Genomic DNA, 26,980 nt, shown 5'->3' on the forward strand with positions numbered 1-26,980 from the left:
CGCCATGCCGGATGCAACACATCCGGCAACTTCACACTTACTCGTCCAGCAGAATCACTTTGCCGATATACGGCAGATGACGGTAACGCTGTGCGTAATCAATGCCGTAACCCACCACAAACTCATCCGGGATCGAGAAACCGATAAATTCTACCGGGACGTTCACTTCACGACGGGACGGTTTATCCAGCAGCGTACAAATCGCCAACGACTTCGGTTCGCGCAGGCTTAAGATCTCACGCACTTTCGACAGTGTATTCCCCGAGTCGATGATATCTTCAACAATCAGCACGTCCTTGCCACGGATATCTTCATCCAGGTCTTTGAGGATTTTCACATCACGGGTGGTGGACATGCCGCTACCGTAGCTGGAGGCGGTCATAAAGTCGACTTCATGAGATACCTGAACTTCACGGCACAGGTCCGCCATAAACATAAATGAGCCACGCAGCAGACCCACCAGCACCATATCGCTGCCGCTGTCTTTGTAACGCTCAGTAATCTGACGACCCAGTTCGGCGATACGCGCTTTAATCTCCGCTTCGGGGATCATTACTTCTACAGTATGTTTCATATCTATAACCATATGATTTAAAAACAAATCACTTCGCACGGGCAGGTTTCAGCACCGCAACAAAGCGCAAGACACGCAGTATACCAGTAAAACTATTCATTCGCGGAATCTGTTAATAAAGCTCGAATTGTGATGACGATCACACATGTTAAAACCTATAATTAATTGCTACTAAAATATTAATGAATTGAAATGGTGTCTCTTTATGGCAATTAACAATACCGGCTCGCGGCGATTACTCGTCACGCTAACAGCCCTTTTTGCAGCGCTTTGCGGGCTGTATCTACTCATTGGCGGAGGCTGGCTGGTCGCGATTGGCGGCTCCTGGTACTACCCTATCGCTGGCCTTGTGATGCTCGGCGTCGCCTGGATGCTGTGGCGCAGTAAACGCGCCGCGCTTTGGCTGTACGCAGCCCTGCTGCTCGGCACTATGATTTGGGGCGTCTGGGAAGTTGGTTTCGACTTCTGGGCGCTGACTCCGCGCAGCGACATTCTGGTCTTCTTCGGCATCTGGCTGATCCTGCCGTTTGTCTGGCGTCGCCTGGTCATTCCTGCCAGCGGCGCAGTTGCCGCACTGGTGGTCGCACTGCTGATTAGCGGTGGTATCCTGACCTGGGCCGGATTTAACGATCCGCAGGAAATCAGCGGCACCTTAAGCGCCGATACCACGCCAGCAGAAGCCATCTCCCCCGTTGCCGATCAGGACTGGCCTGCCTATGGTCGCAATCAGGAAGGTCAACGCTTTTCACCACTGAAGCAAATTAACACTGATAACGTCCACAAGCTGAAAGAAGCCTGGGTGTTCCGTACTGGCGATGTGAAGCAGCCGAACGATCCGGGCGAAATCACCAATGAAGTGACGCCAATTAAAGTGGGCGACACCCTTTACCTGTGTACCGCGCATCAACGTCTGTTTGCGCTGGATGCCGCCAGCGGTAAAGAGAAATGGCATTACGATCCTGAGCTGAAAACCAACGAGTCCTTCCAGCATGTAACCTGCCGTGGCGTCTCTTATCATGAAGCCAAAGCAGAAACTGCTTCGCCGGAAGTGATGGCGGATTGCCCGCGTCGTATCATTCTTCCGGTCAATGATGGTCGTCTGATTGCGATTAACGCTGAAAACGGCAAGCTGTGCGAAACCTTCGCCAATAAAGGCGTGCTCAATCTGCAAAGCAATATGCCGGACACCAAACCGGGTCTGTATGAGCCGACTTCGCCGCCGATTATCACCGATAAAACCATCGTGATGGCCGGTTCAGTCACCGACAACTTCTCAACCCGCGAAACGTCTGGCGTGATCCGTGGTTTTGATGTCAACACCGGGGAGCTGCTGTGGGCTTTTGATCCGGGCGCGAAAGATCCGAATGCGATCCCGTCTGACGAACACACCTTTACCTTTAACTCACCAAACTCGTGGGCACCAGCGGCCTATGACGCGAAGCTGGATCTGGTCTATCTGCCGATGGGCGTGACCACGCCAGATATCTGGGGCGGTAATCGCACACCGGAACAGGAACGTTATGCCAGCTCGATTCTGGCGCTGAATGCCACTACCGGGAAACTGGCGTGGAGCTACCAGACCGTTCACCACGACCTGTGGGATATGGATCTTCCTGCACAGCCGACGCTGGCGGACATCACCGTTAATGGTCAGAAAGTGCCGGTCATTTATGCTCCGGCGAAAACCGGCAACATTTTTGTGCTCGATCGTCGCAATGGTGAACTGGTGGTTCCGGCCCCGGAAAAACCGGTTCCCCAAGGTGCTGCCAAAGGCGATTACGTGACCCCTACTCAACCCTTCTCGGAACTGAGCTTCCGTCCGACGAAAGATTTGAGCGGTGCGGATATGTGGGGTGCCACCATGTTTGACCAGTTGGTGTGCCGCGTGATGTTCCACCAGATGCGCTATGAAGGCATTTTTACGCCGCCATCTGAACAGGGTACGCTGGTCTTCCCGGGTAACCTGGGGATGTTCGAATGGGGCGGGATTTCCGTTGATCCGAATCGTGAAGTGGCGATTGCCAACCCAATGGCACTGCCGTTTGTTTCGAAACTGATCCCACGCGGTCCTGGTAACCCGATGGAACAGCCGAAAGATGCCAAAGGCACGGGTACGGAATCCGGCATCCAGCCGCAGTACGGTGTACCGTATGGCGTCACGCTCAACCCGTTCCTCTCACCGTTTGGTCTGCCATGTAAACAGCCAGCATGGGGCTATATCTCAGCATTGGATCTGAAAACCAATGAAGTGGTGTGGAAGAAACGTATTGGTACGCCGCAGGACAGTATGCCATTCCCAATGCCTGTACCGGTGCCGTTCAATATGGGTATGCCGATGCTGGGCGGGCCAATCTCCACGGCGGGTAACGTGCTGTTTATCGCCGCTACGGCAGATAACTACCTGCGCGCTTACAACATGAGCAACGGTGAAAAACTGTGGCAGGGTCGTTTACCAGCGGGTGGTCAGGCTACGCCAATGACCTATGAAGTGAATGGCAAGCAGTATGTGGTGATCTCCGCAGGCGGTCACGGTTCATTTGGTACGAAGATGGGCGACTATATTGTGGCTTATGCGTTGCCGGATGATGTGAAGTAACCATAATGCCCGGAGAGATCCGGGCATATTTCCGAATACGGTCTTTTTATACCGTAAACCCTAACATCATCCCCGTATCTTCATGCTCCAGCAGATGGCAGTGCGCCATATAAGCATGTTCTTTCGGTGCATCGTGATTAAACTTCACCAGCACTTCGCTGACATTACCTTCTACCTTAACGGTATCTTTCCAGCCTGCACGATGCGTCGCTGGCGGTTTGCCATTTTCTGACAAGATACGGAACTGCGTACCGTGGATATGGAACGGATGCAGCATCATGTCGCCCACGCCAGAGATAACCCAACGTTCGTACTGCCCTTTCGCCGCCGCAAACATCGGCTTATTCATATCAAACGCCTGACCGTTGATTTTGTTGGCATGGTGGAAATCAAACTTCCCGCTGTGGTTCATATGATTCATATTGCCGTGCCCCATATGGCCCATCATCTGGCTGTGATCCATCCCGGCCATCGCCTGATCGCCATATTTCTCCATCAGCATCTGCATCCCCATCATATCGAGCATTGGGTCCATAGAAAGTTGCAGCTTGCGTACCGTCAGCCCTTCCAGCGAAGGTAACGCAGGCAGGCTACTTAATGTGTCTGGCAAAGCACCAGAGGCACTAATGGCAATCGGCTGAATCCGCATTACCGGATGCGGCTTGTCAAACGGCGCAATCGCCATCCCCATCTGACTGACCGGCAGCGTCACCAGGTCAAATGGTTTGTTGTCGTTAACCTCCACCAGCACTTCAAAACGCTCACCCATCAGCACCGGTAGCTCGCTCACCTTCACTGGTTCAGGTAGCAGACCACCGTCGCTGGCAATCACATACAGCGGGCGATTGTCGCTGGTGGCGAAATTGAGCGAACGGGCATTACAGCCATTGAGCAAACGCAGGCGCAGCCAGCCGCGCGGGGCAGCGTGTTGCGGGTAGATTGCACCGTTGGTCAGCAGCGTATCGCCAAACCAGCCCACGGCGGCGGTCATCACATCCAGTTGATAATCAATCTGCCCGTCAGCGTTAAATTTTTTATCCTGAACAATCACCGGGACATCATCAATACCCCACTGTTTTGGCAGCATTAATTTCAGGATCTCGTCATCTTCAATCACCACCAAACCAGCCAGCCCCATCGCCACCTGACGTCCGGTCTTGCCATGTTGATGTGGATGGAACCAGCAGGTAGCGGCAGGTTGATCAACGTTCAACGTCACCGAGCGCTTGCCACCTGGCGGAATAATTCCCTGCGGGCCGCCGTCCACTTCACCCGGTACTTCCAGCCCGTGCCAGTGCAACGTCGTCTCTTCCGTCAGTTGGTTGTAGATATCAACCGTTACCGCTTTGCCACGCTGTAATTTCACCGCCGGCCCCAGCAGATTGCCGTTATAGCCCCAGGTAGTTGCGGTTTTCCCGCCAAAGGTGGACTGACCTGCGCCAATAGTTAACTGAATGCGATTACGGGCATCGGTCGTGAGCAAATCAGGGATTGGTAACGTTGGGCGTTCCGCCGCAAATACTGCGCGGCTCCACAGCGGCAAGGCTGAAGCCACACCCAGCGCGACGGAATATTTCAAGAAATCACGACGTTGCATAGTTATTTCCTTATTCTTAAGCAGGCGAAACAAAATCAAACGTTGAGCATAGTCCTTCCCCTTACGGGAAGGTCAAGCCGCAGACACAATTTAATCGACAATAATGGTCGTCGCCTCGCTCGCAGTGTGCTAACGTTTATCTTCTTTAAGCCCCTGGTAGAAGCAATGAAGACGTTTTTCAGAACAGTGTTATTCGGCAGCCTGATGGCCGTTTGCGCAAACAGTTACGCGCTCAGCGAGTCTGAAGCCGAAGATATGGCCGATTTAACGGCAGTTTTTGTTTTTCTGAAGAACGATTGTGGTTACCAGAACTTACCTAACGGGCAAATTCGTCGCGCGCTGGTCTTTTTCGCCCAGCAAAACCAGTGGGATCTCAGTAATTACGACACCTTCGACATGAAAGCCCTCGGTGAAGACAGCTACCGCGATCTCAGCGGCATTGGCATTCCCGTCGCTAAAAAGTGCAAAGCCCTGGCTCGCGATTCCTTAAGCCTGCTTGCCTACGTCAAATAATCCCTGATACCTTTTTGTAGAAATATTGACCGTGCATCCGCGGTCAATGTTAGCTATTATGTTGCGCCATTTTTTTACGGGTGTTAACAAAGGAGGTATCAACCCATGGCCGAAAAAAAACAGTGGCATGAAACGCTACACGACCAGTTTGGGCAGTACTTTGCGGTAGATAACGTTCTGTATCATGAAAAGACCGATCACCAGGATCTGATCATTTTTGAGAACGCCGCATTTGGTCGCGTAATGGCGCTGGATGGTGTAGTACAAACCACCGAGCGTGACGAGTTTATCTATCATGAGATGATGACCCATGTTCCGCTACTGGCCCACGGTCACGCGAAACATGTGCTGATTATCGGCGGCGGCGACGGTGCCATGCTGCGTGAAGTAACCCGACATAAAAACGTTGAGTCAATCACGATGGTGGAAATCGATGCGGGTGTCGTGTCGTTCTGCCGTCAGTATCTTCCCAACCATAACGCCGGTAGTTACGACGATCCGCGCTTTAAACTGGTGATCGACGATGGTGTCAATTTCGTTAATCAAACCAACCAGACCTTTGATGTCATTATCTCCGACTGCACCGATCCTATCGGTCCCGGCGAAAGTCTGTTTACTTCTGCATTTTATGAAGGCTGCAAACGTTGCCTGAATCCTGGCGGTATCTTCGTCGCACAAAACGGCGTCTGCTTTTTACAGCAGGAAGAGGCCATCGACAGTCATCGCAAACTCAGCCATTACTTCAGCGATGTTGGCTTTTATCAGGCGGCGATCCCGACCTATTACGGCGGCATCATGACCTTTGCATGGGCGACAGATAACGACGCCTTACGCCATCTCTCAACCGAAATTATTCAGGCGCGTTTTCTCGCTTCTGGCCTGAAATGCCGTTATTACAATCCGGCAGTCCATACGGCAGCTTTTGCCTTACCCCAGTATCTGCAAGATGCACTGGCTTCACAGCCGTCCTAAGGAGAAGATAAGAAATTGAAAAAACTGAAACTGCATGGCTTTAATAATCTGACCAAAAGTCTGAGTTTTTGTATTTACGATATCTGCTACGCCAAAACTACCGAAGAGCGCGACGGTTATATTGCTTATATCGATGAACTCTATAATGCCAACCGTCTGACCGAAATCCTGTCAGAAACCTGTTCCATTATCGGGGCCAATATTCTTAACATCGCCCGCCAGGATTACGAGCCACAAGGTGCCAGCGTCACTATTCTGGTGAGTGAAGAACCGGTCGACCCGAAACTTATCGACAAAACAGAACATCCCGGCCCACTGCCAGAAACGGTCGTTGCCCATCTCGATAAAAGTCATATTTGCGTACATACCTACCCGGAAAGTCATCCTGAAGGCGGTTTATGTACCTTCCGCGCCGATATTGAAGTCTCTACCTGCGGCGTGATTTCTCCGCTGAAGGCGCTGAATTACCTGATCCACCAGCTTGAGTCCGATATTGTGACTATTGATTATCGCGTGCGCGGTTTTACCCGCGACATTAACGGTATGAAGCACTTTATCGACCATGAGATTAATTCGATTCAGAACTTTATGTCCGAAGATATGAAGGCGCTGTATGACATGGTGGATGTAAACGTCTATCAGGAGAATATCTTCCATACCAAGATGTTGCTTAAAGAGTTCGACCTTAAGCACTACATGTTCCACACCAAACCGGAAGATTTAACCGACAGCGAGCGCCAGGAAATTACCGCTGCGCTGTGGAAAGAAATGCGCGAGATTTATTACGGGCGCAATATGCCCGCTGTTTAACGTCTCAGGCGGAGCACGGAGGCTCCGCCTGATTTACTTACTTCTGCTGCACGAAATTACGGTAAGCCGCCACCACCTGAAGAAAATCCTCAACGCCGCACAGCGACAAGCTCTCTTCATCGTAGTAGTTCATCCCCTCTTCCATTTCATCGCCAGCGAATTCCAGTTGATTGGCGCGAACCATCACCTCTTCACCATCCATCCATAGCGTGTATTCATGCCCTGCCCGTTGCCAGGAACGTTCGCTACCTTTCAATGCGTGCGCCGCTTGTTCCACTTCATCAAGCAAGGCCAGGTTTTCTTTCACCTCTTCATTAAACCAGTGCCCGACCACTTCATGCCCCATGGACATGCGCACCTTTACCACTCCGGTAATATCGCGCAGAAATTCGTAATCCATAGTGTGTTCCTCTGCTCCCGGCAATGCGCCGAAATCGCATTGCGCCATTGATGTAATTATCGCAGCCTTACCGGAGAAAAACAGCGGAACGGCGATGGTTTAGAAATAAAAAATGCCCGGGAATCTCATTCACCGGGCATTGTGTCGTTTATGCGCAGCGCGTGCGCTTACTTATTAAACCGCAGTCTGGAAAATCACCCCGTCCGCTTTTTCGGTGTACTGAGAAAGCTGGTCGAAGTTCAGATAACGGTAAGTATCAACGGCTGTTTTATCTACCTGCGCCACGTAGGTCTGGTACTCTTCCGGCGTCGGCAGTTTGCCAATCAGCGCCGCAACAGCAGCCAGTTCCGCAGAAGCCAGGAAGACATTCGCGCCAGTACCCAAACGGTTCGGGAAGTTACGGGTAGAGGTGGAAACCACCGTCGCACCGTCTGCTACACGCGCCTGGTTACCCATACACAGGGAACAGCCAGGGATCTCGATACGAGCACCACTCTTACCGAAGACGCTGTAGTAGCCTTCTTCGGTCAGCTGCGCAGCGTCCATACGCGTTGGCGGTGCCACCCACAGGCGGGTCGGCAACTGACCTTTGTGCGCATCCAGCAGTTTACCAGCAGCACGGAAGTGACCGATGTTAGTCATGCAAGAACCGATAAATACTTCGTCGATCTTCTCGCCCTGTACCGCAGACAGCGGACGTGCGTCGTCCGGGTCATTCGGTGCACAGAGGATTGGCTCTTTGATATCCGCCAGATCGATGTCGATCACTGCCGCGTATTCCGCATCTGCATCGGCTTCCAGCAGCTCAGGATTCGCCAGCCATTTTTCCATGCCCTGAATACGACGCTCCAGGGTACGACGATCGCCGTAACCTTCCGCGATCATCCACTTCAGCAGGACGATGTTAGAGTTCAGGTATTCAATGATCGGTTCTTTGTTCAGCTTGATGGTACAACCGGCAGCAGAACGCTCGGCAGACGCATCGGTCAGCTCAAATGCCTGCTCAACTTTCAGATCCGGCAGACCTTCAATTTCCAGAATGCGGCCAGAGAAGATGTTTTTCTTACCTTTCTTCTCAACGGTCAGCAGACCTTGTTTGATTGCATACAGCGGGATCGCGTGTACCAGATCGCGCAGGGTGATACCCGGCTGCATTTTGCCTTTGAAGCGCACCAGAACGGATTCTGGCATATCCAGCGGCATTACGCCTGTTGCGGCTGCAAATGCCACCAGACCAGAACCCGCCGGGAAAGAGATACCGATCGGGAAACGGGTATGGGAGTCACCACCGGTACCGACGGTATCCGGCAGCAGCATACGGTTCAGCCAGGAGTGGATTACGCCGTCACCCGGACGCAGCGACACACCGCCACGGTTCATAATGAAGTCCGGCAGCGTGTGGTGCGTGTTCACGTCAACTGGCTTCGGATACGCCGCGGTGTGGCAGAAAGACTGCATCACCAGGTCAGCCGAGAAGCCCAGGCACGCCAGGTCTTTCAGTTCATCACGGGTCATCGGGCCGGTGGTGTCCTGGGAACCTACAGAAGTCATTTTCGGTTCACAGTACGCGCCCGGACGAATGCCTTTCACGCCACAGGCTCGGCCCACCATTTTCTGCGCCAGCGAGAAGCCACGGTCGCTCTCAGCGACATCTTTCGCCTGACGGAACACATCGCTGTGCGGCAGGCCAAGTGCTTCACGCGCTTTGGTGGTCAGGCCACGCCCGATAATCAGCGGAATACGGCCGCCAGCACGCACTTCATCAATCAGCACGTCGGTTTTCAGTTCGAAGGTTGCCAGCAGTTCGCCGGTTTCGTGGTTACGCACTTCACCTTTGTACGGGTAAACGTCAATTACGTCGCCCATGTTCAGGTTAGAGACGTCGACTTCGATTGGCAGTGCACCCGCGTCTTCCATCGTGTTAAAAAAGATTGGTGCAATTTTACCGCCGAGGCACAAACCACCGCCGCGTTTGTTCGGCACATGTGGAATATCATCGCCCATAAACCACAGAACGGAGTTCGTGGCGGATTTACGCGATGAACCCGTACCCACAACGTCACCGACGTACGCCAGCGGGAAACCTTTCTGTTGCAGAGCTTCAATCTGTTTGATCGGGCCAACAACACCAGGCTGATCTGGCTCAATACCTTCACGGGCGTTTTTCAGCATCGCCAGCGCGTGCAGTGGGATATCCGGGCGTGACCACGCATCTGGTGCCGGAGAGAGGTCATCGGTGTTGGTTTCGCCAGTGACTTTGAAGACGGTAACGGTCAGTTTTTCAGCCAGCGCCGGGCGATTCAGGAACCATTCGGCATCCGCCCAGGACTGCATTACCTGCTTCGCATATTCGTTGCCTGCTTTGGCTTTCTCTTCTACGTCATAGAAGTTATCGAACATCAGCAGCGTGTGAGAAAGTGCTTTGGCAGCGATCGGTGCCAGTTTGGCATCATCCAGCGCGTCGATCAGCGGATGAATGTTGTAACCACCCTGCATAGTGCCCAGCAGTTCAATGGCTTTTTCCGGAGTCAGCAGCGGGGATTTAGCTTCGCCTTTGGCGACAGCAGCCAGGAAGCCTGCTTTGACATAGGCGGCTTCATCGACGCCAGGGGGAACACGGTTGGTTAACAGATCTAACAGGAATTCTTCTTCGCCCGCGGGCGGGTTTTTCAGCAGCTCTACAAGTGCGGCCATTTGGTTTGCATCCAGGGGTTTGGGCGCAATCCCCTCAGCGGCACGCTCAGCTACGTGCTTACGGTATTCTTCTAGCACGACGGTTCTCCTCGCTCTCATTGTCATAGTGCGGCAGGCGATTCTCTTCACGCTCCTGTGAGACAGCAGTTTGTAGGGTAAATGCCCAGTACCGCAACGGGCAGAATAGCAGGATTTTGACGATGTGTTAATCTGTTTACAAAAAAGCAACATAAAAAAGTGGCTGAATCGTTAAGGATAGTCTAGAGAATGTTTCCCTCCGTAAAAACTTCGTTAATTCGCATGGTGATAATCACCTTTCTCAACGAATCCCAAGATTAGTCAAAATTTAAACTACGGCCTCTTTATACTCGGATTCACAGCACCTGCGGGTGGCAGTTCGCCGACCATTGCGATTTCCTTGAGATCCGAATTATGAAAATGACTTTGCCGTTTAAACCCCATGTGCTGGCGCTAATTTGCAGTGCCGGGCTTTGTGCCGCCTCTGCCGGGCTATATATAAAAAGCCGCACAGTGGAAGCGCCTGTGGAAGCGCAATCGACACAACAGACTGCGCCTGACATCTCCGCAGTTACGCTTCCTGCAACGGTTTCCGCGCCTCCCGTAACGCCTGCCGTCGTCAAATCCGCATTCAGCACTGCTCAAATAGATCAATGGGTTGCACCTGTCGCGCTATACCCCGACTCTCTGCTTTCACAAGTGTTAATGGCATCAACCTATCCGGCAAACGTTGCTCAAGCAGTGCAATGGTCGCACGATAATCCACTTAAACAAGGCGATGCTGCTATTCAGGCTGTATCTGACCAGCCCTGGGACGCCAGCGTCAAATCACTGGTGGCCTTTCCACAGTTGATGGCATTGATGGGCGAAAACCCGCAATGGGTGCAAAACCTGGGCGATGCTTTTCTGGCGCAGCCGCAGGACGTGATGGACTCGGTACAGCGATTGCGGCAACTGGCGCAACAAACCGGCTCGCTGAAGTCATCAACTGAACAAAAGATCATCGCGACAACGAAAAAAGTCGTACCGGTAAATCAGCCCGCCAACGCCCCTGCCACACAATCAAATACCGTTTCTACGTCCAGCCCCGTCGTCGCAGAACCTGCACCGACCGTAATAACCATTGAGCCAGCCAATCCGGATGTGGTTTATATTCCGAACTACAACCCAAACGTGGTTTACGGCAGTTGGGCCAATACCGCTTATCCGCCAGTTTATCTGCCGCCGCCAGCCGGAGAACCGTTTGTTGACAGCTTTGTGCGCGGATTCGGCTATAGCATGGGCGTTGCTACCACATACGCACTATTCAGCAGCATCGACTGGGACGACGACGATCATGACCATCATCATCATGACGATGATGATTATCATCACCACGATGGCGGTCATCGTGACGGTAATGACTGGCAACACAACGGCGACAACATCAATATCGACGTCAACAATTTCAACCGTATCACCGGTGAGCATCTTACTGATAAGAATATGGCATGGCGGCACAATCCAAACTACCGTAATGGTGTGACCTATCATGATCAGGATATGGCAAAGCGGTTTCATCAAACCGATGTCAACGGCGGAATGAGCGCCACGCAGTTACCTGCTCCAACACGCGACAGCCAGCGTCATGCGGCAGCAAGTCAGTTTCAGCAACGAACACACGCCGCCCCCGTCATTACGCGAGATACCCAACGTCAGGCAGCGGCACAGCGGTTTAATGAAGCTGAACACTATGGGAGCTATGACGACTTCCGCGACTTCAGCCGTCGCCAGCCACTGACCCAGCAACAAAAGGACGCCGCTCGTCAGCGTTATCAGTCGGCTTCTCCTGAGCAGCGCCAGGCAGTCCGCGAGAAAATTCAGGCTAACCCGCAGAATCAGCAGAGAAGAGAAGCGGCACGTCAGCGTATTCAGTCCGCGTCGCCTGAGCAGCGCCAGGCGGTTCGCGAGAAAATGCAGACTAACCCGCAGAATCAACAGCAAAGAGATGCAGCACGTCAGCGTATCCAGTCTGCCTCGCCTGAGCAGCGTCAGGTTTTTCGAGAGAAAGTTCAGGAGAGCCGCCCGCAGCGTCTAAACGACAGTAACCATACTGCCCGATTGAATAATGAGCAACGGTCAGCGGTACGCGAACGGTTGTCTGAGCGTGGAGCAAGGAGACTGGAAAGGTAAATTGCAGGCGTAAAAAAGCGGCGTTGTTAGCCGCTTAAGACTGATGACAAACATCGAATCGCCCGATGCGCAAGCTTATCGGGCCTACACAAGCCATGCAATATATTGAATTTGCATGATTTTGTAGGTCGGATAAGGCGTTTACGCCGCATCCGGCATCAACCACGAGCACTTTATCAACAATCTGAAGCGGCCAGAATAGCCGCTTCTTAATTTGCAGGATGTTCCGGCAAACGAAAAATTACTTCTTCTTCGCTTTCGGGTTCGGCAGGTCGGTAATGCTACCTTCGAACACTTCTGCCGCCAGGCCCACAGACTCGTGCAGAGTCGGGTGCGCATGGATGGTCAGTGCGATGTCTTCAGCGTCACAACCCATTTCGATTGCCAGGCCGATTTCACCCAGCAGCTCACCGCCGTTAGTACCGACAATTGCACCACCGATCACACGGTGAGATTCTTTGTCGAAAATCAGCTTGGTCATACCGTCTGCGCAGTCGGAAGCGATAGCACGACCAGAAGCAGCCCACGGGAAGGTGGCGGTTTCGTAGCTGATGCCTTTCTCTTTCGCTTCTTTCTCAGTCAGACCTACCCATGCAACTTCTGGTTCGGTATAGGCGATGGACGGGATAACTTTCGGATCGAAGTAATGTTTTTTACCGGCGATAACTTCAGCGGCAACGTGACCTTCGTGAACACCTTTGTGTGCCAGCATTGGCTGACCGACGATATCACCGATAGCAAAGATGTGCGGTACGTTGGTACGCAGCTGTTTGTCAACGCGGATGAAACCACGGTCGTCAACTTCCACGCCAGCTTTGCCTGCGTCGAGGTTTTTACCGTTCGGCACACGACCAATCGCTACCAGCACGGCGTCGTAACGCTGCGGTTCAGCGGGTGCTTTTTTGCCTTCCATCGTCACATAAATGCCGTCTTCTTTCGCTTCAACGGCGGTAACTTTGGTTTCCAGCATCAGGTTGAATTTCTTGCTGATACGCTTGGTAAAGACTTTAACGATGTCTTTATCAGCTGCCGGGATGACCTGGTCGAACATTTCAACCACGTCAATCTGTGAACCCAGCGCGTGGTATACGGTGCCCATTTCCAGACCGATGATACCGCCACCCATTACCAGCAGGCGTTCTGGTACTTCTTTCAGTTCCAGCGCGTCAGTGGAGTCCCAGATACGCGGATCTTCATGCGGAATAAACGGCAGTTGAATCGGGCGAGAACCCGCTGCAATGATCGCGTTGTCGAAGTTGATCACGGTTTTACCGTTCTCACCTTCAACTTCCAGGGTGTTAGCCCCGGTAAATTTACCCAGACCGTTGACCACTTTGACTTTGCGGCCTTTCGCCATACCAGCCAGACCACCGGTCAGCTGATTGATCACTTTCTCTTTCCAGGTACGAATCTTGTCGATATCGGTTTTCGGTTCGCCAAAGACGATACCGTGTTCAGCCAGCGCTTTGGCTTCTTCGATAACTTTTGCTACGTGCAGCAGTGCTTTAGAAGGGATACAGCCGACGTTCAGGCAAACACCGCCAAGGGTGTTGTAGCGTTCTACGATTACGGTTTCCAGACCTAAATCAGCGCAACGGAAGGCAGCGGAGTAACCTGCGGGGCCTGCCCCAAGTACCACGACCTGAGTTTTGATTTCAGTACTCATCATGACCTCTATATATTTATCTCCGGCGGGTCTGACGTTTTTTTATGACGCCCATTATCCACCGGGTCGTTCTATCCGTCGGTATCTTACAAAATTGTTAACAATTTTTAAACAACAAACGGCAACCGATTTGTCTATTCGCTAATAACCTCAATACATTCATGAGATTACCAGAAAAAAGCCGGCCGTTGGGCCGGCTCTTTTACTTACATCACCAGACGGCGAATGTCAGACAGCGTGTTGTTAATGATGGTAATGAAACGGGCACCATCAGCACCGTCGATCACGCGGTGGTCGAAGGAGAGAGAAATCGGCAGCATCAGACGCGGCACGAACTCTTTACCATTCCACACCGGCTCCATCGCGGACTTGGAAACGCCGAGGATAGCCACTTCCGGCGCGTTCACAATCGGCGCGAAGTGGGTAGTCCCCAGGCCGCCGATGCTGGAGATGGTGAAGCAACCGCCCTGCATTTCGCCCGCAGTCAGCTTACCGTCACGCGCTTTCTTAGAAATAGTCATCAGCTCGCGAGACAGCTCGATGATGCCTTTCTTGTTGACGTCTTTGAATACCGGAACAACCAGACCGTTCGGGGTATCCACCGCCACACCGATGTTGATGTATTTCTTCAGGGTCAGACGCTGACCGTCTTCCGACAACGAACTGTTGAAGCGAGGCATCTGCTCAAGAGCTGCAGCAACGGCTTTCATGATGAAGACAACTGGGGTTATCTTCACATCCAGCTTACGTTTCGCCGCTTCTTCGTTCTGCTGTTTACGGAACGCTTCCAGCTCGGTGATATCGGTTTTGTCGAAGTGGGTAACATGCGGGATCATCACCCAGTTACGGCTCAGGTTCGCACCAGAGATTTTCTGGATACGGCCCAGTTCCACTTCTTCGATTTCACCAAACTTGCTGAAGTCCACCTTCGGCCACGGCAGCATGCCTGGGATACCGCCGCCAGTCGCCGCCGGAGCCGCTTCTGCACGTTTGATAGCTTCTTTCACGTAAGCCTGAACGTCTTCGCGCAGGATACGACCTTTACGGCCAGTGCCCTTCACTTTCGCCAGGTTAACGCCAAATTCGCGTGCCAGACGGCGGATCAGCGGAGTCGCGTGAACGTAAGCGTCGTTTTCAGCAAATTCAGATTTGCCTTCGGCTTTCGCAGCCGGAGCTGCTGCTGGAGCTTCAGCTTTTGCTGCCGGAGCCGGCGCTGCCGCTTCCTGTTTCGCAGGAGCTGCCGCAGGCGCTGCGCCTTCAACTTCGAAGATCATAATCAGCGAGCCAGTTTTCACTTTATCGCCAACGTTGACTTTCAGTTCCTTCACGACGCCTGCAAACGGAGCCGGAACTTCCATAGAAGCTTTATCGCCTTCTACGGTGATCAGTGACTGTTCAGCGGCAACTTTGTCGCCCACTTTCACCATCACTTCGGTCACTTCAACTTCGTCACCGCCGATATCCGGAACGTTAACTTCTTTCACGCCAGCTGCTGATGCAGGGGCCGCTGCCGGAGCTGCTTCCTGTTTAGCTGCCGGAGCTACCGCGCCTGCTTCACCCGCGACTTCGAAGACCATAATCAGCGAGCCGGTAGACACTTTGTCACCCACGTTCACTTTGATCTCTTTCACGGTGCCAGCAAACGGAGCCGGAACTTCCATAGAAGCCTTGTCGCCTTCTACGGTGATCAGCGACTGTTCAGCTTCAACTTTATCGCCAACTTTCACCAGGATTTCGGTCACTTCAACTTCGTCGCTGCCGATATCCGGAACGTTAACGTCTTTTGCCGCGGCAGCCGCTGGTGCTGCTGCCGGAGCTGCTTCTTTCTTCTCTTCTGCCTGAGCAGGTGCAGCGTCAGCTGCACCGTCGGCGGAATCGAAAATCATAATCAGTGCGCCGGTCTGGGTTTTATCGCCAACAGAGACTTTGATCTCTTTAACGATACCCGCCTGCGGAGATGGTACTTCCATAGAGGCTTTGTCGCCTTCTACGGTGATCAGCGACTGTTCGGCTTCAACTTTGTCGCCCACTTTGACCAGGATCTCGGTGATTTCAACTTCATCAGCCCCGATGTCCGGTACTTTGATTTCGATAGCCATTATTCTTTTACCTCTTACGCCAGACGCGGGTTAACTTTATCTGCATCGATGTTGAATTTGGCGATTGCGTCAGCAACCACTTTCTTATCGATTTCGCCACGTTTAGCCAGTTCGCCCAGCGCCGCAACCACGACATAAGAAGCATCAACTTCAAAGTGGTGACGCAGGTTCTCACGGCTGTCGGAACGACCGAAGCCATCAGTACCCAGTACGCGGTAGTCGTCAGCCGGTACGTAAGTACGGACCTGCTCAGCGAACAGTTTCATATAGTCGGTAGATGCCACTGCCGGAGCGTCGTTCATCACCTGAGCGATATACGGAACGCGCGGAGTTTCCAGCGGGTGCAGCATGTTCCAGCGTTCACAATCCTGACCATCACGCGCCAATTCGGTGAAGGAAGTCACGCTATAAACGTCAGAACCTACGCCGTAATCTTTCGCCAGGATCTCTGCCGCTTCACGGACGTGACGCAGGATAGAACCGGAGCCCAGCAGCTGAACTTTACCTTTGCTACCTTCAAGGGTTTCGAGTTTGTAGATACCTTTACGGATACCTTCCTCAGCACCTTCCGGCATTGCCGGCATATGGTAGTTTTCGTTCAGCGTAGTGATGTAGTAGTAAACGTTCTCTTGTTTTTCACCGTACATACGCTCCAGACCGTCATGCATGATGACAGCAACTTCGTAAGCGTAAGCCGGATCGTAAGAGATACAGTTCGGGATAGTCAGCGACTGAATGTGGCTGTGACCATCTTCGTGCTGCAGACCTTCGCCGTTCAGGGTGGTACGACCGGAAGTACCGCCGATCAGGAAGCCACGCGCTTGCTGGTCGCCAGCCGCCCAGCACAGATCGCCGATACGCTGGAAACCGAACATCGAGTAATAGATGTAGAACGGGATCATCGGCAGATTGTTGGTGCTGTAAGAGGTCGCCGCTGCCAGCCAGGAACAACCTGCGCCCAGCTCGTTGATCCCTTCCTGCAGAATCTGACCTTTCTCGTCTTCTTTATAGTAAGCAACCTGCTCGCGGTCCTGCGGGGTGTACTGCTGACCGTTCGGGCTGTAAATACCAATCTGACGGAACAGACCTTCCATACCGAAAGTACGCGCTTCGTCGGCGATGATCGGTACCAGACGATCTTTGATCGACTTGTTCTTCAGCATCACGTTCAGAGCACGAACGAAAGCGATAGTGGTAGAGATCTCTTTGCTCTGCTCTTCCAGCAGCGCGCCGAAATCTTGCAGGCTCGGCAGCTCCAGCTTCTCGGTGAAGTTCGGCTGGCGGCTTGGCAGATAACCGTGCAGTTTCTGACGTTGAGCGTGCAGATAGGTATGCTCTTCAGAACCTTCCGGGAAGGTGATGTACGGCAGTTTTTCGATATCTGCATCAGACACCGGCACATTGAAACGGTCGCGGATGTGACGCACACCGTCCATGTTCATTTTCTTAACCTGGTGCGCGATGTTTTTACCTTCAGCCGCGTCGCCCATGCCGTAACCTTTAATGGTATGAGCAAGGATTACCGTCGCTTTGCCTTTGGTTTCCTGCGCTTTCTTGAATGCAGCGTAGATTTTCTTCGGATCGTGACCACCACGGTTCAGTGCCCAGATCTGCTCGTCAGTCCAGTCTGCAACCAGTGCTGCGGTTTCAGGATATTTACCGAAAAAGTGTTCGCGAACATACGCACCATCTTTCGATTTGAAGGTCTGGTAATCGCCGTCAACGGTTTCGTTCATCAGCTGGATCAGTTTACCGCTGGTATCTTTACGCAGCAGTTCGTCCCAACGGCTACCCCACATCACTTTGATCACGTTCCAGCCAGCACCTTCGAAGATGCCTTCCAGTTCGTTGATGATCTTGCCGTTACCGGTGACCGGGCCGTCAAGACGCTGCAGGTTACAGTTGATAACGAAGACCAGATTATCCAGTTTTTCACGGGTAGCGATGGTGATCGCACCTTTGGATTCCGGTTCGTCCATTTCACCGTCGCCGAGGAACGCGTAAACGGTTTGTTTAGAGGTATCTTTCAGGCCACGGTGTTCCAGATATTTCAGGAACTTAGCCTGGTAAATAGCACCAATCGGACCCAGCCCCATAGATACGGTCGGGAACTGCCAGAATTCCGGCATCAGTTTCGGGTGCGGATAGGAAGAGAGGCCATTGCCGTGAACTTCCTGACGGAAGTTATCCAGCTGCTCCTGAGTCAGACGACCTTCCAGGAAAGCACGAGCGTAAACGCCTGGGGAGATGTGGCCCTGGAAGTAAACCAGGTCGCCGCCATCCTGCTCGTTGCGTGCACGGAAGAAGTGGTTAAAGCACACATCATAAATGGTTGCGGAAGACTGGAAGGACGCCATGTGGCCGCCCAGTTCGAGGTCTTTTTTCGACGCACGCAGCACCGTCATGATGGCGTTCCAGCGGATAGCTGAACGAATACGGCGTTCCAGTTCCAGATTACCCGGATACTCCGGTTGTTCTTCAACGGGGATGGTGTTGATGTAGTTGCTGATACCGGTGCCTGCGGCTACGTTGACACCGCCTTTGCGGGCTTCAGCAAGCAGTTGGTCGATCAGATACTGAGCACGCTCAACACCTTCTTCACGGATGACCGATTCGATCGCCTGGAGCCAGTCGCGAGTTTCGATCGGATCCACGTCATTTGGGAAACGTTCTGACATGGGTTATTCCTTATCTATCTAATAACGTTGAGTTTTCTGGAACCTGTCCCATTGAACTCTCGCCGGAAAGCTCAATAAGACAGGTTCTACGTTTAGTTGCCGCGCTTTTATATGCGCTTGATTTACAACATCTTCTGGATAATTTTTACCAGAAAAATCACTAATTCTTTCGTTGCTCCAGACGACGCAGAGAACGCTCACGGCGGCTCTCTTCACGGCTTCTGTCGAGCAAAATTTCTTCGATAAAGGCCAGATGGCGATGCGATGCTTCGCGCGCTTCTTCCGGCTTACCGGCCATAATCGCTTCAAATATGCGGGTGCGGTGACTACTCACCAGCGGCAGCATCTCGCGACGCGAATAGAGCAATTCGAAGTTCTGGCGGACATTCTGGGCCAACATCGGCTCCATACACCTTAGCAGATGAAGCAGAACCACATTGTGGGCCGCTTCGGTGACGGCAATCTGATACTGGAGTACGGCGTTTGATTCCGCGTCCAGATCGCCAGACTGCTGCGCCAGCTCTATAGCGTGGTGGAGTTCACGGATGCGTTCCTTGTCTTCATCGGTACTACGCAGCGCGGCGTAATAAGCGGCGATACCTTCCAGGGCGTGTCGTGTTTCGAGCAAGTCATACTGTGATTCAGGATGGTCGGAGAGCAGCTCCACCAGCGGATCGCTGAAGCTTTGCCATAGGCTGCTCTGGACAAAAGTGCCGCCACCCTGGCGACGAAGCAACAAGCCCTTCGCTTCGAGACGTTGAATCGCCTCACGCAATGAGGGACGGGAGACGTCAAACTGTTTTGCCAGTTCGCGTTCCGGTGGGAGTTTTTCGCCCGGGCGGAGAGTGCCTTCGAGGATCAAAAACTCCAGTTGCTGCTCAATCACATCGGAGAGTTTTGGTTGGCGGATTTTGCTGTAGGCCATGAGTTCCTGTCTTAAGCCACTTGCCGAAGTCAATTGGTCTTACCAATTTCATGTCTGTGACGCTAAAGTAACAAAGTATTCACCTTATGTCCATACAGGTTTTGATTGAAATCATGAAACTGTGCACATTTTAACAACTTGACATATATAACGTTTCAAAGTTGTAACTATGCACAAATGTTAAATTTACCCATCAAGGGGTGACCTTAACAGAATTGAAACGAAAAAATATTTCCTCTGAACCGATTCACCAAGCAACAAAACGCATAACAATTCAATTATGTGAATTAATATGTAAAATGAATGTTCAGGGAAGGAGAGAAAGGTAGTATTTACCTATGTTTTCTTTTTACATTGCTTATTATCACTGCAATCGCCACCGTAACCTTCTCGTAGCGAAAATCATCACTTAACCAGAACGTGATGATTTTCAGGTGACAGATTCTGTTTAGAGTTCATTCTGAATCTTTGAACAAAGGCAATCCTTGCGAACGCCGCCATTCTTTGACGATTTTCAGGATGTTTTCAGGTTTACCATCTTCTGGGGAATTAGGATAGAAAATGAGATCTCCCTTTTTAGGATGTTCAGTAATTTTAATGAAATGATCCACTAAGGTATCGAGATATTTTTCTAATTTTTTCCCTTTTAGGGATTTATCTTTGCTAGTTGCATTTACTATCTCCTCAAGCATTTCAAGAAATTCACCTTCTGTGTAAAAATATATTTTATATTTTAAATCATGCATATACATTATCTCCTGTAGTGAATTTCATCATGTAGTCGAGGCGTAACAATCCTTTAATTATCAATATCATAAATTTCGCCACCACATTCAATCGCAACACTATGATATATATGGAATTCTTTAACAATTTCCTTAGAGCCATAATGCCAACCTTCAAGAGGCGCTTTTGCGATTAATCCTTGTTTTATACGTGTTTGGTTACCAGTTGAAAACTGCGCTATCAACTCCGGATACTGACTCACCTCCAGCCAAAGGGTATCGGTGAAAGCGGGAAATTGATAAAATAACCTAATGAAATTTCAGTATTTTACCTGTTTTTTAAGAGCACCCACATTATTATTTTATGTTATTAACATCATCGCATTAGCCAGACGCGATGATGTTCCATATATAGTTTTATTATCTACTTTATTTAGAGTCTTTAAACAAGGGTAGCCCCTGTGAACGCCGCCATTCTTTGACAATTTTCAGGATGTTTTCAGGTTCATCATCTCCCTTCTTTGCAGGATAGTAGATAAGATCGCTCATCAACGGATGTTGTGTAATTCTGGTAAGATGTTCTTCTAGATCATCCCAATATTTGTCAAGCTCTTCCCCTTTTAATTGAGCGTTATCCCCGGTTGGATTTGTAAACTCGCCAAGCAACTCAATGAATTCCCGCTCTGTGTAATCTTCTATTTCATCTTTAAAATTATACATTTAACTATCTCCTGTAATAAATTTCATCATGCAAATGAGGTGTGCCCTCCTTAAATTATCAATATCGTAAATTCCGCCACTATATTCAATCGCAACACGATGATACATGTGGAATTTTTTAACGATTTCTTTAGTGCCATAATGCCAACCTTCAAGTGGTGCTTTTGCGATTAATCCTTGTTTTATACGTGTTTGATTACCGCTTGAAAACTGCGCTATCAACTCCGGATACTGACTCACCTCCAGCCAAAGGGTATCGGTAAAAGCGGGAAAATGATAAAATAACCTAATGAGGCTTCAGTATTTTTACCTGTTTTTTAAGAGCAATCACATTATTATTTTATGTCATTAATATCATCGCATTAGCCAGATGCGATGATGTTCCATATATAGTTTTATTATCTACTTTATTTAGAGTCTTTAAACAAGGGTAACCCCTGTGAACGCCGCCATTCTTTGACAATTTTCAGGATGTTTTCAGGCTTATCATCTCCTTGACTTTTAGGGTAGAAAATTAGATCGCTCCCTGACGGATGCTGTGTAATTTCAATAAAATGATCTACTAATGAATCCCAGTACATTTCTAGCTCCTTACCTTTTAAGGATTTTCCATCTTTCATAGATGATCTCAATCCGCCTAAAAAATTAAGAAATTCATCCTCGGTATAATCCTGGAGCTTTTCTTTAAACATATTTATCTCCTGTAGTGAATCTCATCGTGTAGTCTGGGGGTAACAATTCGTAAATTATCAATATCGTATACGCTGCCGCCATATTCAACTGCAACACGATGATGTATCTGGAATTTTTTAACTATTTCTTTAGGGCCATAATACCAACCGTCAATAGGTGCTTTTGCGGTTAATCCTTGTTTTATACGTGTTTGGTTACCACTTGAAAACTGCGCTATCAACTCCGGATCCTGACTCACCTCCAGCCACAGCGCCTCGCGAAACTCATCAAAGGTTTTAAACTCCCGTCCGCGCAATTTATCAGCAATATGCGCCGGGATTGGTGCGCCGTTGCCGTTATTGGATACCGACATATCCAGCCAGCGAGTTCCTGGTGAAAGCGGGACGCCGCGCCCTGTTACAACACCAGGCAGCTTTCGCGGATCCTCCTTCAGGTAAACATAGATGGGCTTAATACCGGATCCCGCCGGAAAAACCAGAATATAATCGTTGAATTCTTTCGGATCAGGAACCGGGAATGGCGGCGTGGTATAGGTATCGGTGCCGTCCGGAATCGGCGTCACCAGAATGGTGGGCTGCTCCAGCGGCGGCCTGTCGTTACCGGTATGGCCCGGAACATACCCATGTTCCGGATTTTCCGGCGTCCAGGTAATCAGGGGGCCATCGACATCGTGAGCGGGGGTAAATTCATAACGCTGCGTCTGCTCGTTCCACTGCATGTTCGCCACGCGGACGTTTTCATACGGCGTACCTTCACCCGTATGAACACCATACACCTGAGGCTTGCCGTGAATGTCAGTTCCCCAGAAAAAACGTACCCGGGTGGTGGCGGTACTGCCTGCTAGTGCTTTCTGCCGCAGTTCTTCCTCATACCAGAACTCATCACGTCCGGGCACGCGAGCACTGCCCTCGCCCGCAGAGGGAATATACAAAGCAGATGCCAACGCACCGATGTAAGAGCCGCAGGTTGCACTGAGTATGCCACTGAGCGACCATTTTCCCCATATTTGAGCCGCCAACACACTACCCGGAAACAGTAGCATGGTTTGAGCTTCTGCGGGTTGCCCAACATCGTTAGCCTCCGGATGGTGGTATCCACAGCAGTCATCAACCACTGGCAGAGCAAAAATCGCTACTTGCCCGAAGTTTTCAGCGGGTTCTTCTGCCGTTCCGGCATCTGTACATCCCTTCTCCTTCAGACAGGATTTGGCATAGACCGGTTTAACCGCTGGTGGAGAGAGTGGAAGGTTAACAACTGGTAGTGGCTCAGGGTTAAGATTACTGGCAGGTGGGTTTTTAGGTGGAATAAATAAGCTATTATAGCCAGCAGGAAAGGCCAACCAGTCAAATTCCGTATTGGCTATTAGATGTTTGCATAATATGTAGTCATAATTAACATTTACACATTCGGTAGGAAGATTATTGTCAGAAATGTTTACATGAATAGCAGTTAATGAAGCATTTCTTAGCTGAATATAATAATACCGTTCCCAGCGCCCGCTTTTATTTATACGATACAAATCGATTTCAATAAATAACCGCTCATTCTGATTGATGGCATTAGACAGTAGCGGTGAGCTTTTATCAATGAGTTTGCAAAATTGTAGCCCCTGTAGATTAACGCCTTTACCAGTACTGGTAATGGCGTTGGTGAGTGCAAAGGCAAAAATTTCATCTTCATGGCCAACCTGCCAGCGATTACCAACCGACGCATACGTCCCACAGCCTGAAGAAATATCGCCCTGCTTCTCACCGATTATTCTCAGGTAAACAATATCGCCCACTTTATTTCATTCCCGTTTATCCTTAACTTTTTTGCATTAAATAGAAAACTTATTTCTCGATCAATAAGAAACGCTTTTAATGAAAAATTATTTCAATTACTTAACGTTTTCACTTAGCTCGCAATATTATATTTAAATACTCGCGTTACAACCCCATTGTATTATTAACATCTATTTATTCTTATATGACCTTTTGTAAGATTATTGTGCTGGTGGCTAAGGCATGGTGTTCAGCAGGCAGACAAATCCGACATATAGCTAGTTAAAACAGTATGTTATCAGACTTAAAGTATCTATTAAATGTGATGAAAAACTTACAATTGCTTTTTTTTTATCCAGAAAATCAACACATCTACATAAAGCAGGTGCATTCTCGCGCATATACCATTATCTTGTGATAGTTGAAAGTACTATCATCATAATTCAGTTACATAAAATGTAAAGAAACCAATACAACAAACGGAATTACAAAATTACACACGCATTGCTGCGTAGTTCAAAAAAACAACACAACACGAGGTTTCATAATGGAAGGTCAACAGCACGGCGAGCAGCTAAAGCGCGGCCTTAAAAACCGCCATATTCAGCTTATCGCGCTGGGTGGCGCGATAGGGACAGGGCTATTCCTGGGTAGCGCCTCCGTAATACAATCCGCAGGGCCAGGGATTATCCTGGGTTACGCCATTGCTGGTTTTATCGCCTTTCTGATCATGCGTCAGCTAGGTGAAATGGTGGTCGAAGAACCTGTCGCAGGCTCCTTTAGCCACTTTGCTTATAAATACTGGGGCAGTTTTGCCGGTTTCGCCTCTGGCTGGAACTACTGGGTACTGTACGTTTTAGTTGCCATGGCAGAGCTGACTGCCGTGGGTAAATACATTCAGTTCTGGTATCCGGAAATCCCAACCTGGGTTTCTGCCGCCGTGTTCTTTGTGGTGATCAACGCCATCAACCTGACAAACGTAAAAGTGTTTGGCGAGATGGAGTTCTGGTTTGCCATTATCAAAGTTATCGCGGTGGTAGCGATGATCATCTTCGGCGCCTGGCTGCTATTCAGCGGCAACGGCGGCCCGCAGGCGAGCGTTAGCAACCTGTGGGATCAGGGTGGTTTCCTGCCACACGGCTTCACCGGTCTGGTGATGATGATGGCGATTATCATGTTCTCTTTCGGTGGTCTGGAACTGGTGGGGATCACCGCAGCAGAAGCTGATAACCCGGAGCAAAGTATCCCGAAAGCAACTAACCAGGTTATCTACCGCATCCTGATTTTCTATATTGGCTCGTTAGCCGTTCTGCTCTCACTAATGCCGTGGACCCGCGTTACCGCCGATACCAGTCCGTTTGTGCTGATCTTCCACGAGTTAGGCGATACCTTTGTAGCGAATGCGCTGAATATCGTGGTACTGACCGCTGCGCTCTCCGTGTACAACAGCTGCGTATATTGCAACAGCCGTATGCTGTTCGGTCTGGCACAACAAGGGAACGCGCCAAAAGCGCTGGCGTCTGTCGATAAACGCGGCGTACCGGTTAACACTATTCTGGTGTCTGCGCTGGTTACGGCATTGTGCGTACTGATTAACTACCTTGCCCCAGAGTCCGCTTTCGGACTGTTAATGGCGCTGGTGGTATCTGCACTGGTCATCAACTGGGCGATGATCAGTCTGGCGCATATGAAATTCCGTCGTGCCAAACAAGAACAAGGCGTGGTAACTCGCTTCCCTGCCCTGCTTTATCCGCTGGGTAACTGGATCTGCCTGCTGTTTATGGCGGCGGTACTGGTGATTATGCTGATGACCCCAGGAATGGCGATTTCGGTATACCTGATCCCGGTATGGCTGATCGTGTTAGGTATAGGCTATCTGTTTAAAGAGAAAACCGCCAAAGCCGTAAAAGCGCATTAATCTCTCTACGCCCTCACCCGTGCAGGGTGAGGGCAATAATCTTTACACCAACGCCCCGTAAATCGTCAGTAGCGCAATAACCACCACGACCACGAACGAGGTTTTCTTCGCCATTGAAACCGCTGCCTTTGGCGTCTCCACCTTATCGACATGCGGTTCACGCGCCAGAGAGAACTGTGCCAGACGCGTTAATACCTGATATTGCGAAGTATGGAAATCACCCAGCGAAGCAAACCAGGCCGGTAACGCTTTCTCACCATGACCGATCAAGGCATATACCACACCCGCAAGACGAACCGGCACCCAATCAAGTACATGAAGCACGGCATCAATGCCGGACTGTAAACGATGATGCGGCGTCTGGTATCGCGCCAGCCAGTATTGCCATGCACGCAAAAACGCATACCCCATCAGCGTAACGGGTCCCCAGGTTCCCCCCACAATCAGCCAGAACAGCGGTGCAAGATAAAAACGAAAGTTAATCCACAGCAATGCATTTTGCAGCTCACGCAAATACTCACGTTCATCGCAGCCTGCCGGGACGCCGTGAATCATGGTGAGTTCGCCAGCCATCGTGGCACGGGCATGGCTATCATTACGTGAAGCAGCTGTCAGATAAGCATGATAATGAAGACGAACTTTACCTGCGCCAATACACAGCAAACCAATCAGCAGCCACACCAGCAGCGTGGGAACGTTGAACAATACTCCCTGCAATGCGCGTAACAGTAAAAAAGTCACGCCCATCGCAATAATGGTCATGCATAACGTGCGCCCGAGAGAAAAATGTTTCACCCGCCGAAAGAACGCTTCAAGACGATGATCAAGCTGCCAGTGCTCGCCCAACTTAAACAGGCGCTCGAAAATTAACACCAGTAAGGTTGTAAATAGCGTCATGTTGTCTCCTTGCTGACCAGCGCACGAAACCGTGCCCAATCAAATGCAGGACCGGGATCGGTTTTCCGATCCGGCGCAATATCACAATGGCCCGTCATGTTATTAGCGATATCCGGATAGCGATCAATCAGTGCCCGTGTAACCGCCGCAAGCTGTTGATACTGCGCATCGGTATACGCCAGCGTATCGGTGCCTTCCAGCTCAATCCCAATAGAAAAATCATTGCAGCGTTCACGCCCCTGATACTGAGAGACTCCCGCATGCCAGGCTCGTTTATCGAAAGGAACATACTGGACTATTTCACCATCACGGCGAATCAAACAGTGAGCGGAGACGCGCAAATGGGCGATCTCAGCAAAGAAAGGATGCGCCTGCGGATCAATAGTTCCAGTGAATAATGCGTCGATCCACGGGCCGCCAAACTCGCCTGGCGGCAGGCTAATATTGTGCACCACCAGCAGAGTGGGTGTTTCGTCATCCGGGCGGCAATCGTAATGTGGTGAGGGAACGCGGCGCGCGCCAGCCAGCCACCCCTGTTCTAACAACATGC

Annotated in this window: 22 protein-coding genes; 6 read left to right on the forward strand and 16 right to left on the reverse strand. The window is 50.6% G+C overall.

Features of this window, described 5'->3' with window-relative positions; genetic code table 11:
- Positions 1-37 precede the first annotated feature (37 nt).
- Positions 38-574, reverse strand: coding sequence for a hypoxanthine phosphoribosyltransferase (gene hpt, locus EAS44_RS19965; RefSeq protein WP_000683335.1), 537 nt, complete (start codon positions 572-574; stop codon positions 38-40).
- Positions 575-779: 205 nt separating this feature from the next.
- Between hpt and gcd the strand changes: the two genes are divergently transcribed.
- The gene (gcd, locus tag EAS44_RS19970) at positions 780-3,170 is read left to right on the forward strand and encodes a quinoprotein glucose dehydrogenase (protein ID WP_001332319.1); all 2,391 of its coding nucleotides are present in this window, start codon (positions 780-782) and stop codon (positions 3,168-3,170) included.
- A gap of 46 nt (positions 3,171-3,216) precedes the next feature.
- On the opposite strand, the gene cueO is transcribed toward gcd, so the two are convergent.
- Positions 3,217-4,767, reverse strand: a complete 1,551-nt coding sequence (gene cueO / locus EAS44_RS19975) for a multicopper oxidase CueO (RefSeq protein WP_001189635.1) — start codon at positions 4,765-4,767, stop codon at positions 3,217-3,219.
- Between the two features lie 165 nt (positions 4,768-4,932).
- Here cueO and yacC point away from each other — a divergent pair, with 165 nt between their 5' ends.
- The 3 genes from yacC to speD all read left to right on the forward strand — a co-directional run bounded on the left by yacC (position 4,933) and on the right by speD (position 7,062).
- Positions 4,933-5,280, forward strand: a complete 348-nt coding sequence (gene yacC, locus EAS44_RS19980) for a YacC family pilotin-like protein (protein ID WP_001295568.1) — start codon at positions 4,933-4,935, stop codon at positions 5,278-5,280.
- 105 nt (positions 5,281-5,385) lie between these two features.
- Positions 5,386-6,252: a polyamine aminopropyltransferase gene (gene speE / locus EAS44_RS19985; protein WP_000818405.1), complete on the forward strand. Its 867-nt coding sequence runs from the start codon at positions 5,386-5,388 to the stop codon at positions 6,250-6,252.
- Positions 6,253-6,267: 15 nt separating this feature from the next.
- On the forward strand, positions 6,268-7,062 hold the full coding sequence (speD, locus tag EAS44_RS19990; RefSeq protein ID WP_000734302.1) for an adenosylmethionine decarboxylase: 795 nt from the start codon (positions 6,268-6,270) through the stop codon (positions 7,060-7,062).
- Between the two features lie 37 nt (positions 7,063-7,099).
- Here the strand turns inward: speD and yacL are convergent, their stop codons facing one another.
- Both yacL and acnB read right to left on the reverse strand, forming a co-directional pair.
- On the reverse strand, positions 7,100-7,462 hold the full coding sequence (yacL, locus tag EAS44_RS19995) for a protein YacL (RefSeq protein ID WP_000384306.1): 363 nt from the start codon (positions 7,460-7,462) through the stop codon (positions 7,100-7,102).
- 174 nt (positions 7,463-7,636) lie between these two features.
- The gene (acnB, locus tag EAS44_RS20000; protein ID WP_001295775.1) at positions 7,637-10,234 is read right to left on the reverse strand and encodes a bifunctional aconitate hydratase 2/2-methylisocitrate dehydratase; all 2,598 of its coding nucleotides are present in this window, start codon (positions 10,232-10,234) and stop codon (positions 7,637-7,639) included.
- 354 nt (positions 10,235-10,588) lie between these two features.
- Between acnB and yacH the strand changes: the two genes are divergently transcribed.
- Positions 10,589-12,346 carry a DUF3300 domain-containing protein gene (gene yacH, locus EAS44_RS20005; protein WP_000784410.1) on the forward strand — a complete coding sequence of 586 codons (1,758 nt, stop codon included), beginning with the start codon at positions 10,589-10,591 and terminating at the stop codon, positions 12,344-12,346.
- Positions 12,347-12,587: 241 nt separating this feature from the next.
- On the opposite strand, the gene lpdA is transcribed toward yacH, so the two are convergent.
- From lpdA to tssD, 10 genes are all read right to left on the reverse strand, one after another.
- Positions 12,588-14,012 carry a dihydrolipoyl dehydrogenase gene (gene lpdA / locus EAS44_RS20010; protein ID WP_000102485.1) on the reverse strand — a complete coding sequence of 475 codons (1,425 nt, stop codon included), beginning with the start codon at positions 14,010-14,012 and terminating at the stop codon, positions 12,588-12,590.
- Positions 14,013-14,218: 206 nt separating this feature from the next.
- Positions 14,219-16,111, reverse strand: coding sequence for a pyruvate dehydrogenase complex dihydrolipoyllysine-residue acetyltransferase (gene aceF / locus EAS44_RS20015; protein WP_000963543.1), 1,893 nt, complete (start codon positions 16,109-16,111; stop codon positions 14,219-14,221).
- 14 nt (positions 16,112-16,125) lie between these two features.
- The gene (gene aceE, locus EAS44_RS20020) at positions 16,126-18,789 is read right to left on the reverse strand and encodes a pyruvate dehydrogenase (acetyl-transferring), homodimeric type (protein ID WP_000003823.1); all 2,664 of its coding nucleotides are present in this window, start codon (positions 18,787-18,789) and stop codon (positions 16,126-16,128) included.
- A gap of 160 nt (positions 18,790-18,949) precedes the next feature.
- On the reverse strand, positions 18,950-19,714 hold the full coding sequence (gene pdhR / locus EAS44_RS20025; protein ID WP_000331776.1) for a pyruvate dehydrogenase complex transcriptional repressor PdhR: 765 nt from the start codon (positions 19,712-19,714) through the stop codon (positions 18,950-18,952).
- A gap of 455 nt (positions 19,715-20,169) precedes the next feature.
- The gene (locus tag EAS44_RS20030) at positions 20,170-20,460 is read right to left on the reverse strand and encodes a bacteriocin immunity protein (RefSeq protein WP_000543774.1); all 291 of its coding nucleotides are present in this window, start codon (positions 20,458-20,460) and stop codon (positions 20,170-20,172) included.
- A 53-nt stretch (positions 20,461-20,513) separates the two neighbouring features.
- Positions 20,514-20,702 carry a hypothetical protein gene (locus EAS44_RS20035; protein WP_000085117.1) on the reverse strand — a complete coding sequence of 63 codons (189 nt, stop codon included), beginning with the start codon at positions 20,700-20,702 and terminating at the stop codon, positions 20,514-20,516.
- A 166-nt stretch (positions 20,703-20,868) separates the two neighbouring features.
- Positions 20,869-21,159 (reverse strand): bacteriocin immunity protein, encoded by a 291-nt coding sequence (locus tag EAS44_RS20040; RefSeq protein WP_000282221.1) that lies wholly within the window; start codon positions 21,157-21,159, stop codon positions 20,869-20,871.
- The gene (locus EAS44_RS20045; protein WP_001311381.1) at positions 21,160-21,399 is read right to left on the reverse strand and encodes a hypothetical protein; all 240 of its coding nucleotides are present in this window, start codon (positions 21,397-21,399) and stop codon (positions 21,160-21,162) included.
- A gap of 167 nt (positions 21,400-21,566) precedes the next feature.
- Positions 21,567-21,851, reverse strand: coding sequence for a bacteriocin immunity protein (locus EAS44_RS20050; protein WP_000471928.1), 285 nt, complete (start codon positions 21,849-21,851; stop codon positions 21,567-21,569).
- 2 nt (positions 21,852-21,853) lie between these two features.
- The gene (gene tssD, locus EAS44_RS20055; protein WP_000502504.1) at positions 21,854-23,635 is read right to left on the reverse strand and encodes a type VI secretion system tube protein TssD; all 1,782 of its coding nucleotides are present in this window, start codon (positions 23,633-23,635) and stop codon (positions 21,854-21,856) included.
- 527 nt (positions 23,636-24,162) lie between these two features.
- Here tssD and aroP point away from each other — a divergent pair.
- On the forward strand, positions 24,163-25,533 hold the full coding sequence (gene aroP, locus EAS44_RS20060) for an aromatic amino acid transporter AroP (RefSeq protein WP_000399017.1): 1,371 nt from the start codon (positions 24,163-24,165) through the stop codon (positions 25,531-25,533).
- Between the two features lie 42 nt (positions 25,534-25,575).
- On the opposite strand, the gene ampE is transcribed toward aroP, so the two are convergent.
- Both ampE and ampD read right to left on the reverse strand, forming a co-directional pair.
- Positions 25,576-26,430, reverse strand: coding sequence for a beta-lactamase regulator AmpE (ampE, locus tag EAS44_RS20065; protein ID WP_000171983.1), 855 nt, complete (start codon positions 26,428-26,430; stop codon positions 25,576-25,578).
- The gene (gene ampD, locus EAS44_RS20070; RefSeq protein ID WP_000923703.1) at positions 26,427-26,978 is read right to left on the reverse strand and encodes a 1,6-anhydro-N-acetylmuramyl-L-alanine amidase AmpD; all 552 of its coding nucleotides are present in this window, start codon (positions 26,976-26,978) and stop codon (positions 26,427-26,429) included. The genes ampE and ampD overlap by 4 nt, the downstream gene beginning before the upstream one ends.
- Positions 26,979-26,980 lie beyond the last annotated feature (2 nt).

This window comes from Escherichia coli DSM 30083 = JCM 1649 = ATCC 11775, from assembly GCF_003697165.2.
Taxonomy (GTDB): domain Bacteria; phylum Pseudomonadota; class Gammaproteobacteria; order Enterobacterales; family Enterobacteriaceae; genus Escherichia; species Escherichia coli.